Source organism: Streptococcus parasanguinis CC87K (genome assembly GCF_000507765.1).
GTDB classification, from domain to species: Bacteria; Bacillota; Bacilli; order Lactobacillales; family Streptococcaceae; genus Streptococcus; species Streptococcus parasanguinis_J.
Genome location: NZ_KI669401.1, coordinates 429217 through 441776, shown reverse-complemented (window position 1 = coordinate 441776; position 12560 = coordinate 429217). Strand labels below are relative to the sequence as shown.

Annotated in this window: 13 protein-coding genes; all 13 read right to left on the bottom strand. The window is 43.4% G+C overall.

What is annotated here, in order from left to right; all coding sequences use genetic code 11:
• Window position 1 precedes the first annotated feature (1 nt).
• The gene (locus HMPREF1195_RS02205; protein WP_023917994.1) at window positions 2-1564 is read right to left on the bottom strand and encodes a 2-isopropylmalate synthase; all 1563 of its coding nucleotides are present in this window, start codon (window positions 1562-1564) and stop codon (window positions 2-4) included.
• Window positions 1565-1997: 433 nt separating this feature from the next.
• On the bottom strand, window positions 1998-2630 hold the full coding sequence (locus HMPREF1195_RS02200) for a YpmS family protein (RefSeq protein WP_023917993.1): 633 nt from the start codon (window positions 2628-2630) through the stop codon (window positions 1998-2000).
• On the bottom strand, window positions 2599-3441 hold the full coding sequence (locus HMPREF1195_RS02195) for an SGNH/GDSL hydrolase family protein (protein ID WP_023917992.1): 843 nt from the start codon (window positions 3439-3441) through the stop codon (window positions 2599-2601). The genes HMPREF1195_RS02200 and HMPREF1195_RS02195 overlap by 32 nt, the downstream gene beginning before the upstream one ends.
• Before the next feature lie 14 nt (window positions 3442-3455).
• Window positions 3456-4724 carry a dihydroorotase gene (locus tag HMPREF1195_RS02190; RefSeq protein ID WP_023917991.1) on the bottom strand — a complete coding sequence of 423 codons (1269 nt, stop codon included), beginning with the start codon at window positions 4722-4724 and terminating at the stop codon, window positions 3456-3458.
• Between the two features lie 11 nt (window positions 4725-4735).
• Complete coding sequence (locus tag HMPREF1195_RS02185) at window positions 4736-5200, bottom strand: NUDIX hydrolase (protein WP_023917990.1); 465 nt, start codon at window positions 5198-5200, stop codon at window positions 4736-4738.
• A gap of 9 nt (window positions 5201-5209) precedes the next feature.
• Window positions 5210-5863 (bottom strand): uracil-DNA glycosylase, encoded by a 654-nt coding sequence (locus HMPREF1195_RS02180; RefSeq protein ID WP_023917989.1) that lies wholly within the window; start codon window positions 5861-5863, stop codon window positions 5210-5212.
• Between the two features lie 130 nt (window positions 5864-5993).
• A complete protein-coding gene (locus tag HMPREF1195_RS02175) occupies window positions 5994-7496 on the bottom strand; it encodes a glycosyltransferase family 39 protein (protein ID WP_023917988.1) in 1503 nt (500 codons plus the stop codon).
• Window positions 7497-7644: 148 nt separating this feature from the next.
• On the bottom strand, window positions 7645-8136 hold the full coding sequence (locus tag HMPREF1195_RS02170) for a DUF3592 domain-containing protein (protein ID WP_023917987.1): 492 nt from the start codon (window positions 8134-8136) through the stop codon (window positions 7645-7647).
• A gap of 55 nt (window positions 8137-8191) precedes the next feature.
• Window positions 8192-8791, bottom strand: coding sequence for a hypothetical protein (locus HMPREF1195_RS02165; protein ID WP_023917985.1), 600 nt, complete (start codon window positions 8789-8791; stop codon window positions 8192-8194).
• A gap of 142 nt (window positions 8792-8933) precedes the next feature.
• Window positions 8934-9566: an orotate phosphoribosyltransferase gene (pyrE, locus tag HMPREF1195_RS02160; RefSeq protein ID WP_023917983.1), complete on the bottom strand. Its 633-nt coding sequence runs from the start codon at window positions 9564-9566 to the stop codon at window positions 8934-8936.
• A gap of 267 nt (window positions 9567-9833) precedes the next feature.
• The gene (gene pyrF, locus HMPREF1195_RS02155) at window positions 9834-10526 is read right to left on the bottom strand and encodes an orotidine-5'-phosphate decarboxylase (protein WP_013903499.1); all 693 of its coding nucleotides are present in this window, start codon (window positions 10524-10526) and stop codon (window positions 9834-9836) included.
• Window positions 10527-10705: 179 nt separating this feature from the next.
• Complete coding sequence (locus HMPREF1195_RS02150; RefSeq protein ID WP_023917981.1) at window positions 10706-11644, bottom strand: dihydroorotate dehydrogenase; 939 nt, start codon at window positions 11642-11644, stop codon at window positions 10706-10708.
• Window positions 11645-11653: 9 nt separating this feature from the next.
• A complete protein-coding gene (locus tag HMPREF1195_RS02145) occupies window positions 11654-12460 on the bottom strand; it encodes a dihydroorotate dehydrogenase electron transfer subunit (protein WP_023917979.1) in 807 nt (268 codons plus the stop codon).
• Window positions 12461-12560: the final 100 nt, after the last annotated feature.

The window sequence follows — 12560 nt, the reverse complement described above, 5'->3', positions numbered from 1 at the left end:
CTTAGGCTTGTGGAAGATCACGGTAGGAGACAGTTCGTCCCATCTCACCCGCATTCTCTTTTTGAACCAGCGTGTTGGCATTGATATAAGCAATGGCAGAGGCTTTCAATACGTCGAAGTCCAAACCAGAGGCATTGAAGATCGTATCTGTATCGACATTTTCCACCGATACCAAGACACGGGCTTGGGCGTCGATCCCATCAGTCACTGCATCGATATTGTAAGAAGTCAAGCGAACAGTTTGGTTGAAGAATTTATCAATCGCATTAAAGATGGCTTCAACCGACCCTTGACCATTGGCAAGGAATTCAAGCACTTCCCCTTCTTCATTGCTGAGGCTAACCGCTGCTGTAATCGTTTCGTCTGCATTGGTGCTCAAGCGGAGGTCATTAAATTGGAATCCTTCTGGATTTTCCACTGCAGTACCGGCAACAAGGGCGCGGATATCGGCATCTGTGATCTCGTGTTTCTTGTCTGCCAAAGATTTGAATTTAGCAAACAATGGCTTGATGTCTTCTTCTGTGAATTCCAGTCCCAACTCATGCAGTTTTTCGACAAAGGCATGGCGACCAGATAATTTTCCAAGAGGGAGGCTATTGCTCTTGACACCCACCAACTCTGGGGTGATGATTTCATAGGTAAGAGGGTTTTTAAGGACTCCATCTTGGTGAATCCCAGACTCATGTGAGAAGGCATTTCCACCAACAACCGCCTTGTTTTTAGGAATTGGAATTCCAGAGTAACGAGAAACCAACTCAGAAGTATTGATGGTTTCATTGAGCAAAATCGGACTTTCCACCTGGTAATAGTCTTCGCGAATATTAAGAGCGACCGCTACTTCTTCAAGCGCTGCATTTCCAGCCCGTTCACCGATCCCATTGATGGTCCCTTCCACGCGGCGGGCTCCATTTTTGACAGCAGCGAGGCTATTTGCCACCGCCATTCCTAGATCATCATGGCAATGAGGGGAATAGATAATCTCGCGGTCCGTCTTGACATGGTCAATCAAGTATTTGAAAATCGCGCCATACTCTGCTGGTGTCGTGAAACCGACTGTATCAGGAATATTGATGTAGCTAGCCCCTGCGTCGACCGCAGTCTGTACGACTTGCAAGAGGAAATCCAATTCGGTCCGTGTCGCATCTTCTGGCGAGAACTCCACAACCTCAAACTTTGAACGCGCATATGAAACGTGCTCTTTAATGGCTTCAAGAATTTCTTCCTTGGTCTTGTTGAGTTTAAACTCCCGGTGAATCGGACTGGTTGCGATAAAGACGTGAACTTGTGGATATTTGGCGTCTTTCAAGGCTTCATAGCAAGCATCGATATCGGATTTAACGGAGCGAGCCAAACCTGTCACGGCTGTCTTGGTCAAGACCTTGGCAATCTCTTGAACAGCCGTGAAGGAATCAGGACTAGCTGCAGGAAAACCTGCTTCAATAGCAGAAATACCCCATTTTTCCAATTGTTTAGCAATGGCAATTTTTTCTTTGATAGAGAAATTAACTCCTGGAGTCTGTTCACCGTCCCGAAGGCTGGTATCTAAAAATTCAACTTTACGCATAGGGTCTCCTCATTTTTATGTAGTGGATATAAAGAAAAACATCTCACTCGGTTAACCAAGCGAGATGTTTTTGCCCGCTTGGTAAGCCAAACAGGACTAATGCTTCTGCACTAGCCCTTATACCTCAACAACAAAGCAAATTGAATAAACTTAGCTGTTTTCATGTTTGACTTTCTCCTTTGTTCAATGTCTTGTTTAGTATTTTAGCATAGGGAAAAAGCAATGTCAAGAATTTTCTGTAATATTCTGAATTTTTTGAACAGAAACAAAATAAAGCTTTCAGTTCTAGTTAGATTGAGGATATAGTCATCTTAGAAACTTCCCGTCATGAGAAAAGTGCTAGAAACACTATTGTTTCTAGCACTCGGAATTATTGAACCTAAGGAAATTTTTTAAGATGATTGTGAATTCAATTTGAATAGCCTCTTTCGCCCTACTTCTTCTGATACAAATCAAAAACGATCTTGTCATTATAGAGATCAATGGTATTGGCCTTGACGTAAATTCCAAAATCATTGTCAATTTTTGGTAGTACAATGGTAATGGTAGACTCCTTTGGAGAAATCTGGATAAAATCTGGGATATTTTTATTTTTGCTTAAAAGTCGCAAAACCATCTTTTGTGGAATTTGAAAGGTTCCGACTGAAAAATCCTTCACCGTCAAGAGAATATTCCCGTTTTCCAATTTGGATGGTTGAAAGTAAATATATAAGGGATACTCCTTTCCTAAGAGACTCAACTGCCCTTCTAATAGGATTTGCTGATTGTCCGCATAGACCTTGTAGTCGGACAGCTTATATTTTTTCAGTAGCGATTTGATAGTATCATTGAGTTGATCCCGAGTCGTTGTCATGGTTCCAACTTTGACATCTTTGGTTCCAACTGCTTGATGAAGCTGACTAACATCTTCTCTTGGCGTCGCTAAGCGTCCTTGCACGACTAAAGCAAAGGCTAAGAGAAGGCTGACCAAGCCTAAAAACAACCATTTCCAAATATTGATTTTTTGAAGGAAGGGGACCTTCTCTTTGATGGGATTATTTTTGACTCCAAGTTTTCTTCGTGGCATTGATTTTCTCCAATATTGCTTGTTTCATCTTTTCATAGCCCGTATTGTTAGGGTGAAAACTATCCTCTTCATACAGGGCATCATTGATAACGGTTGTCTTCCCGTCACTGATTTCTGATACGCCCATTTGGCCATCAATTCCTTTATAGAGCAGATCATTGATCGGAACGAAATAGACCTGATCAAATTGCGCGATGGTTTCTTCCGTCGTCTCATTCCAACGATCTACTGCCGTCTGGATACTGGTTAATTCAGGAAAATTCAGGTAAAGAGGATTGTAGATCCCCACTACATAAATGGGAAGATGGGGATTGTCCTTTCTGGCCTTTGTAATAATTTCTTTGAGGTTCGCTGTATAACTCTTGAGTGGCTTTTGGATATCTGATAGAGAAAAATCACTCAGATGATCGACAACGACTTTGCGCAGATCATTTCCGCCAACTGTTAAGGTCATGACACGCGCCTTTTTGAGATCCTTCTGAAGATCTGTTTGCTTCTTAAGCCGATCTAAGATCTGAGCGCTTGTATTTCCAGCTACTCCATAGTTGACAGGTTGGTACTGGCCGTCATTTTCATTGGACAGGCTTTGGGCAAGGATGGGCACAAAGCCCCCTTGCTTGGTGCTATCTCCTACTCCTTCGGTTAGTGAATCTCCTAGAGCTACATAAGTATAGGTGATTTCTTTCGCAGCTGTTTTGGGCTTGGTCATGCGAAGAGATGCAGTTGGTAGCAAAGCACGAAATAGAAAGACAAAGACAAGAAGGCTGGTTAAAAAGAAAACCAAGCCTTGCATCATTTTTTTAAGATTCATATAAATACGATCGCTTATCCTTGAAAAATCACTTGTCCATCACAGATTGTATAAGCAACTTTCCCTTTTAATGTTTCACCCACAAATGGTGAATTGCCTGCTTTTGAAGCGAAATGATCCGATACCAGACGATCTGCTTCTGGATCAAAGATGGTCAAATCTGCCGGTCCACCCACTGCGATATAGCCGGCATCAAAATCATAGAGACGGGCTGGATTATAGGACATCTTTTCAAGCAATTGCATCAGGCTTAAATGGCCTGCATGCACCAAGTAGGTCAAACCAAGAGAAAGCGAAGTTTCAAGCCCAGTCATTCCAGATGGTGCTTTGGTAATATCAGGAACATTCTTCTCATCCGCATGGTGAGGCGCGTGGTCAGTCGCAATCACAGAGATAACGCCTGATTTCAAGCCTTCAATCACTGCTAGACGGTCAGATTCCAAGCGAAGAGGTGGATTCATCTTAGCATTGCTTCCTTTAGTCAAGAGCAGACTTTCTGTTTTCGAAAAGTGTTGAGGTGCCACTTCTGCCGTTACATGAGCTCCTAATCCTTGGGCAAATTCCACCACTTTGACGCTTTCTTCCTTGGAAAGGTGTTGGATATGGAGGTGAGCACCTGTCGCATGGGCAATCATGGCATCACGCGCAGCCATTGAATATTCGGCTACACCTGTCGCACCACAGACATGGAAGTGTTCCTTAGCAATGTTCTCATTCAAACCAAGAATGCCATTCAACTCAGGGTCTTCTTCGTGCAGACTAATAAAGGTTCCTAGACGCTTAGCTTCTTCCAAAGCTTCACGGACAACCTTAGTGCTTTGAAGGGGAATCCCATCATCTGAAAATCCTACTGCACCGGCCTTAAGCAATCCTTCAAAATCTGTCAGGTGTTGACCGTCAAAGTTCTTAGTCACCGTCGCAACCGTATGAATGTGAAGATTTTCCTTGGCTGCAGAAGCTAAGACTTCTTCTAAGGTAGCAATATCTGAAATGGTCGGATTGGTATTGGCCATCATGACCACTCGAGTAAAACCACCAGCAGCTGCGGCTAAGGCACCCGTATGGATGTCTTCTTTATGAGTTTGACCGGGTTCACGGAAATGCACGTGTACATCGATCAAACCAGGAGCAACCACCAAACCAGTAGCATCAAGGACTTCTTGTCCATCCGTTGGGAGGTTTTCAGCGATCTCTACAATTTTCTTTCCTTCGATGCGAAGGTCACAGACTTGATCCAAACCAGTCTTGGGATCCATTACGCGACCATTTTTAATGACAACCATTGCATTCTCCTTTATTCATAAAAATCGACATGGGTCTCTAGCAAGCGATCCCCATCATAGCGAAACATTGCTGAAAAGAAGGGTTTATCCTCTAACAACCACTCGACAAAGGTGTGGTCCCCTTCCCAGGTTGGTTTTGAGAGGACTTGATCATAAGGCACCCACTCCAAGGTTCCTTCGTTACACTCGATCAGTTCTCCCTCAAAATCTGTTACCTTGAAGACATAGGTATACCAGTCCAAATCTGGAGTAAATTCCGGAAATGTAATAATCCCTTTCAAGACTGGCTTGGCTCTAAGGCCGGTCTCCTCAAAAATCTCACGCGCCGCACACTCCTGTGGGGTTTCCCCGCGTTCTAATTTTCCACCAACTCCGATCCATTTACCTTCATGGACATCATTGGGCTTTTTATTGCGATGCAACATGAGAAATTCTTTCCCATTGTCAATGTAACAAATCGTTGCTAATTGTGGCATTTCTTTCTCCTATCTTAACCAATCAATCGGCTCGCGTCCCGCCTCTTTCAAAAATTGATTGGTTTTTGAAAAGGGTTGGGAACCAAAGAATCCTCGGTAGGCCGATAAAGGACTTGGGTGAGCTGATTCAAGGACCAAATGTCGATCGTGGGTAATCAGAGGCTTTTTCTTACGGGCATAAGATCCCCAGAGGATAAAGACAACAGGCTCCTCCAACTCATTAACCACCTTGATCACAGCATCTGTGAAAGGCTCCCAAATTTGTCCTGCATGACCATTGGCCTGACCAGCAGGCACCGTCAAACAGGCATTGAGTAAGAGCACTCCTTGCTCTGCCCAAGAAGTCAGATCATGAGAACGCTTCTCTCCGATATCTGAGCGCAATTCTTTGAGAATATTTTGCAAAGAAGGCGGTGCTGGTACATGATCCGGAACAGAAAAACTTAAGCCCTGCGCTTGATCCGGTCCATGGTAGGGATCTTGGCCTAAGATCAAGACCTTGACCTGATCCATCTCTGTCGTCTGCAAGGCCTTAAAGACCTTGTCACGCGGTGGATAAACCACTCCTTTGCTATAGACTTCATTCATAAAGTCATTGATCTGGTGAAAATACCCTTCTGGAAGATGGGATTTGATGGCTTCATGCCAGGGTGAATGCTGCATGGAAACTCTCCGCTATCCAATAAATTCTTACCTTCCATTATACCACATTTGGCGCAGATCCACTGGATAAAAAAGAGGCTGGACATTTTTATCCAACCTCAATTTCTGCCTGTCAAACAAGCCAGAGCTTTTAGGTATTTTCTTTCTTGGTAAATCCTGCTAGACCGATCGAAGCGACTAGTAAAATTTGCGGTAAGAATTGGATGAGGTAGCGAGTCTTCCCTCCTTCAAAAATGGTTAAGAAGAGCAAGCCACCAAAAACCGCTAAGGAAAGGAAGTTAAAGTCATCTGTATCTCGACGTTTGAGATAAGCTCCAACCAAACCAGCTGATAGGACGATCCAGATCAGCTGCTTGACAAATTCATAATACCTGTACTGCGGGCGATCAATGCTGAGAAAATAGGTCCGCACCCATTTTGCCAGACCATTATTTTTAGTCAGGGGTGCATAGAGAGGATTGATAAAAGGCGTCTTCTCATACTCTACATCTCGGTAAAGCCACCCTAGAGTCCCTTCTGCTACCGTCAAGGATTGCTTGTAGTAGATATGCCCGATCAAACCGAACGGTCCATACTCCTTGAGACGGCGCTTGATTTCTTTGATCACATTTTCTTTTTTAAAGAGACCATTGTTGTAATCCGAGCGCTTATCCTCATCAATATAGGCTAGCAAGCCTTCTTTCATATCTTCTTGGTTGTGCCCCATATCCGTCAAGCCCAGATTGATAAACGAGAGAGGTCCTTTAGCCAGCCCTTCTTGTTTCAAGATCGGCACAACTCTTTGATGATTGACCGCTGTATTCAATCCTGCAAAGACAAAGCCCGTCGTCATGACCGTCACCGTAGCAATCTTGCCAAAGGCCTTCCAATTTCCTCTGAAGAAGAGCACAGCCCAAAAGGCAATCATGACAATAATCGTCGTTGGACGGATCAACATGGTCACGCCAGATAAGATTCCCAAGCCAACAATCTTCTTCCAGGAGACTGCTTGATCTTTCTTCAAGAGATCCAAGGCCCACCATAACTGAAGAGCGATCAAAGGAAGTGGCGGAATGTCCGTATACATGGAATAGAAATACGGCGAGTAACAGATCAAGCTCACATAGAAGAGATAGACTAGATCAGCCGTTTTTTGATTGAAATGCTTCTGAGATAGCTTATATAAGAGTACTGCTCCCAGATTGACATAGAGGATATTGAGAGCCTGCATGACCCACAGACCGCTAGAGCCAAATAAGACATAGAAAAACTTCTCGTAAAGAAAGAGCGGAATGTTATTGGGATTGCGACTAAGGTAGTTGGTGATAGAGGATTGCTTAAGAAGATCAAAAGCCCCTTTGAAAACAACCGCAGCATCCCGACGGATAAAGAGCTCCGCACAGACCATGACGATCAACTGAAAGACAACCGCTCCAAGCAAGAAGCCTTTTTTATGCCGAGTCAACCAAGCAAAGGCACTCTTTAGCCCATCGCGTTTCAGCCAGGCTAGCAGAAATAGCAACCCAGCACCTAAAATGGCTAGCCATGAAATCTCTCTCAGATAGGTCACACTGATCAAGAACCAGTGGACCATCACTAGCAACATGACAACATGAAGCATCCCAAATAGAATACGTTTACTTTTCGATAACATAGCTCCATTATATCAAAAAAACAGCATTTCTGCTGTTTTGGACTGACTATCAACTGTAAAGTGAAAAGAAAAGTTGTTCTAAAATGTAATTTATAAACATACTCATTTTATCGAAGCAATTTTTAACTCTTAACCTTAACTAACAGACCTAAAATACTAGAATTAAAATACATAATAATACAAGATAAATTCCAACCGTTAGAATCATTCCGATTTTATAGAAACCGACTAAGCCAGCATATCGTTCGACAAAACCGATCTGTGGGTCGACTGGATTATAAAAGACTGTCATAGGAGACCCGATTGGGAATATCATCCGCAAATCCAGATTTTTGCCGGCTCCAAGAACATAGGTTCTATCGAAAACATTGGTTTGTCTTGACTTAGAAGAAGTCTCTCTGAAATAAGCGTAGGTAAAGGTCTTTTGGTATCTTTCGCCCCCAACTTGATACTCCACCACAGGCAGGGAAATAAGCAGTTGATTTTTGGAATCAAAAGCAACTACTTCTCCCAGAACTTTTGCGGTTGATTCTGTTTTCACTTTTATTTCACGACGATACAAGGTGTAAAAGATGAGCAGCATGATCAAGAAAACAAGGCTCAGAATGCCCAAGCTAAGCCAGAATATTGTTACTGTCATTGATTTTTTTACCCTTTCACATAAACTAGTTGGTTTCAAATCCCTTGAAAAATTTTTATTCTCCCCTTTTCAACCAATTCTGTTGCTGCGCTTTTTCTGCAAAATCTTTTGCTTTGTTTATATCTAGTGAATTTGAATCTGATGGAGCATTGGATTCAATCTCTTCTTTCAATTCTTGTAAAGTTTGAACATCTTTCGGGGTTAAATTAGAGACTGTGCTAGATTCTTTTTCTGTCAAACTTTCTGGTACAGACTGGATCTCGCTATTAGTTTTTATTACCTCAGTTCCTACATCCGTTTTTGGAGCTGGTCGGTATAACATGAAGAATCCAACAATTACAATGATGAAAGATAGGATCGATATCCCATTTCGTTTTTGAATTTCTTCCTGAGGAATTTCTACTCCTTTTGTTGATAAATTCTTCCATTCTGGATGTTCCTTCTCAGCTGCTTTTTTCTCATAAAAGAAAGGTGCAATCAATGACCGATTGATGAAGGTGAGAGTTCCAAGACAGGTTATAAAAAAGGGCACTTCACGAGAGTGGCTAAGCAATATCTGAATATAAAATACACTAGCAATTATACCTAGGACGATAATAATTGTAAATCTAATTTTAAATTCCTTCTTCATTTGCAAATAATGTTCTTTTGTCATCTTATTCTCCCTTAAAAATAGTTTTTCCTTCATCCATAAAAACAATTACTACTATCATACCGGATTTTACTTTGAGATTCAAGTTAATCACCAACTAGTGAATAGAGTATAAAAAAGAAGCGTTAGAAACGCTTCCGTCCTATTATTTATCTTGCCAAGTTTCTTGGTTTTCCTTGAAACGGTGTAACAACTCTAAACCTTCAGAAGTGATGTAACCTTGTTCTTCTGCTAAATGAATCAATTCTGTGTAGTTAGACAAGGTTTCAAGTTGAACGCCAGCTTCCGCAAATTTCTTATCGGCTTTCTCCAATTGGTAGGTGAAGATGGCAACCACACCAAGAACGTCCGCCCCTTCACGCTTGGCAGCTGCGACAGCATCCAAGACAGATCCACCAGTAGAAATCAAATCTTCCACTACGACCATCTTTTGACCTTGTGGTACACGGCCTTCAATTTGATTTCCAGCACCGTGGTCTTTTGGTTTGCTACGGATGTAGGCAAATGGCAAATTCATCTTGTCCGCAATAATGGCTCCGTGAGGAATCCCAGCAGTTGCTGTACCTGCAATCACTTCCACTTCAGGGAAAGCTTCCTTGATTTTATCTACAAATCCATTTTCGATCAAGGTACGAGTTTCTGGATAAGCGAGGGTTACACGGTTATCGGTATAAATTGGGGACTTGATCCCAGATGCCCAAGTGAACGGTTCTTCTGGTTTCAAATAAACCGCTTCGATTTTCAAAAGATGGCTAGCAATATCTTTAGCTAATGACATGACGACTCCTTTTTACGATTTTAATCATATACGAATTAAATCAATCATTGATTTAAACAACAACTTTACAGGTTAGTGAACGCGTTAGGGAAGGTCCAGTAGGACTTCCCGTAGAGCTACAAAATTTTCACTTTTAGTAGCAATTAGTGTTCCGACGATTATGAGAATAAAACGATACTTTTTATTCTCATAATCTAGTGAATAGTTTAGGGAAGGCCCTATCGGGCTTCCCGTAGAACGTCTTGAAGCACAGCTTCTTAGACGTTCTTAACTATTCCATTGTCTCTTAATTTCATGGTAAGCGTCCCATGGGTTTTCTGCTTGGATAATTGGGCGTCCAACGACAATATAGTCAGATCCAATTTTATGAGCCTCTTGTGGGGTCATGACCCGTTTTTGGTCGCCGATTTCAGCTCCAGCAGGACGAATCCCTGGTGTGACACAGACAAAGTCTGACGAAGTGGCATCTTTGATCAAGGCTACTTCATGGGCTGAGCAGACAACACCATCCAAGCCTGCTTCTTGGGCCTTGCGAGCATAATTAACTACAGACTCTTGGACTGTTGTTTGGATGTTTTGGCAATCACGCATGTCTTCTTCACTGGTAGAAGTCAACTGGGTCACGGCTACCAATTTAGCTCCTTCACCAAGAGCTGCCTTAGCTTCGCGCATCATCTCCACACCACCGGCTGCGTGGACCGTCACCATATCTACTCCGAAAGTCCCCAGTACGGACATAGCTGATTTGACTGTATTTGGGATATCATGCAATTTTAAATCAAGGAAAATACTGTGTCCAAGCCCTTTGAGGTAATGTACAATTTCAGGACCAACTGCATAGAAAAATTCCATTCCGATTTTTACAAATAATTTTTCGTCTTCTGGAAAATGCTCTAAAAAATTTTTGACATCCTCGAAAGCTGGGAAGTCAAGGGCGATAATAGGACGTTCTTCACGCATGGATTACTCCTTTTTTGATTGATCATTTTGTCTACAAAAAAACCTTGCCCGAGGCAAGGTTACACGAAAATTAGGTAGGAACAACTACCATGATTCACCGTCTAGACCTTAGGAGCCTCTCTGGACTGCTTTAAAGGTTTTTATTTATTGTAGTACGATATTTAGGAAAAGTCAAGGATTTACAGTAGATTTTCCCGTACATGTTTTCGGAAGTTCTCAAGGGTGTCAATACCATAGCGATCCATGACCTGTGGCAGATCTTCGATGATGCTTGGACAAGCATAAGGATCAGTGAAATTAGCGGTTCCAACTCCAATCGCAGAAGCCCCTGCAATCATCATTTCAATGGCTGCTTCGGCTGAATCCACACCTCCCATTCCGATAATCGGAAGTTTAGTGGATTGGGCAACCTGGCGGATGAGTTTTAATGCAACTGGGAAAACGGCTGGACCCGACATGCCTCCGGTTCCATTGGCAATGATGGGCTTACCAGTCTTGAGGTCAAAGCGCATCCCAACTAAGGTATTGATCATGGTTAAGCCGGTCGCCCCTGCATCCTCTGCTGCTTTTGCGACCTGCGAAATGTCTGCCACACTAGGCGTTAACTTGACATAAACAGGGACTGAGGACGCTTCTACCGCTGCTTTCACAGCCGCATAGGCCAACTCAGGAACCTGCCCGATTAAGAGACCATTGTTCCCATGGTCTACATTTGGACAAGAAATATTGAGTTCAATCGCTTTGACATTTGGCGCTTGAGAGATCTTGCCTGATACCGTCGCATACTCTTCGTTGGAGAAGCCAGCTACATTGGCAATAATCGGTAGGTCTGGATAATGTTGGGCCAACCAAGGAAGTTTCTCTGCTAGGACCACGTCTACGCCTGGATTTTGGAGCCCAATAGCATTGAGCATGCCTGCAGGCGTCTCAGCGACACGTGGCGTTGGATTACCAAAACGAGCCTCAGCAGTTGTCGCCTTGATCATGATGGATCCAAGCAGGTCTAAGTCATAGTATTTAGCATATTCCTGACCAAAACCAAAACAGCCAGATGCCGGAATGATGGGGTTTTTCAAGTCTAAACCGGGTAAGGATACCGCTAGTCGATTTGCTGTCATAAGGTCCTCCTACATCACAATCGTACCGGTTTCAAATACCGGTCCATCTTCACACACGCGCTTATTGGCTGCTTGGCTTTCATTTTCCAGATGCACCACACAGGCGTAGCAAGCCCCCATCCCACAAGCCATACGGGATTCCATGGAAATGTAGGCGCGGGGATGGTCATGAAACTTGGTATTGACATATTTGAGCATGCCAGGTGCTCCACAAGAATAGATAGCGTCAAACTCCTGGTCCATCTGATCAATAACCGACGAGACATAGCCCTTGGTACCATAAGATCCATCGTCTGTCGTTACAGTGACATGAGCCACCTGAGAAAGCTCTTCTTCCAAAATGACGGCTTCTTTGGTCGCAAATCCGACAACCACTTCAACTTCTACCCCTTGCTCATGGAGTTGTTTGGCCACTTGGACCAAAGGAGGAACACCGATCCCGCCACCGATGATCAAGGCTTTCTGACCTTGGCCGAGATTGGTGAGATCAAAGCCATTTCCCTGAGGCCCCATCACGCTTAGTTTGCTACCGATTGGCAATTGGGAAAAGATAGCTGTCCCCCCACCTTCGATGCGGTAGATCAAGCGACACGTCTGTGTCTCAGGATCAATCTCAGAAATTGAAATCGGACGGCGAAGGAGCTTGGCCCCATCAGGGACTCGGATATGAAGGAATTGACCTGGTAGCATCTGCGCCACCATTTCCCCCTTCAAGATCATAGAATAGATGCGGGGAGCGATCTCTTCTTGAGCGACCAGCTCCATCTCCTCCATCATGATTTTGCCAAAGCGTTTTTTACAACTGTCACTGACCATTGGTTTCCTCTTCTTTCTTTCAGCAAAAAAGACCTCGCAAAAGCAAGGTCCCACAAATGGTCAGCTAGACTCCGTCCGCTGATCTTTATTCCGTCTTTCC

Coding starts and splice junctions, on each gene's coding strand:
- pyrE (WP_023917983.1), bottom strand. CDS start 9,566: ATGTCATTAGCTAAAGATATTGCTAGCCATCTTTTGAAAATCGAAGCG.
- HMPREF1195_RS02190 (WP_023917991.1), bottom strand. CDS start 4,724: ATGGTTGTCATTAAAAATGGTCGCGTAATGGATCCCAAGACTGGTTTG.
- HMPREF1195_RS02185 (WP_023917990.1), bottom strand. CDS start 5,200: ATGCCACAATTAGCAACGATTTGTTACATTGACAATGGGAAAGAATTT.
- HMPREF1195_RS02175 (WP_023917988.1), bottom strand. CDS start 7,496: ATGTTATCGAAAAGTAAACGTATTCTATTTGGGATGCTTCATGTTGTC.
- pyrF (WP_013903499.1), bottom strand. CDS start 10,526: ATGCGTGAAGAACGTCCTATTATCGCCCTTGACTTCCCAGCTTTCGAG.
- HMPREF1195_RS02145 (WP_023917979.1), bottom strand. CDS start 12,460: ATGGTCAGTGACAGTTGTAAAAAACGCTTTGGCAAAATCATGATGGAG.
- HMPREF1195_RS02200 (WP_023917993.1), bottom strand. CDS start 2,630: ATGCCACGAAGAAAACTTGGAGTCAAAAATAATCCCATCAAAGAGAAG.
- HMPREF1195_RS02170 (WP_023917987.1), bottom strand. CDS start 8,136: ATGACAGTAACAATATTCTGGCTTAGCTTGGGCATTCTGAGCCTTGTT.
- HMPREF1195_RS02165 (WP_023917985.1), bottom strand. CDS start 8,791: ATGACAAAAGAACATTATTTGCAAATGAAGAAGGAATTTAAAATTAGA.
- HMPREF1195_RS02150 (WP_023917981.1), bottom strand. CDS start 11,644: ATGACAGCAAATCGACTAGCGGTATCCTTACCCGGTTTAGACTTGAAA.
- HMPREF1195_RS02180 (WP_023917989.1), bottom strand. CDS start 5,863: ATGCAGCATTCACCCTGGCATGAAGCCATCAAATCCCATCTTCCAGAA.
- HMPREF1195_RS02205 (WP_023917994.1), bottom strand. CDS start 1,564: ATGCGTAAAGTTGAATTTTTAGATACCAGCCTTCGGGACGGTGAACAG.
- HMPREF1195_RS02195 (WP_023917992.1), bottom strand. CDS start 3,441: ATGAATCTTAAAAAAATGATGCAAGGCTTGGTTTTCTTTTTAACCAGC.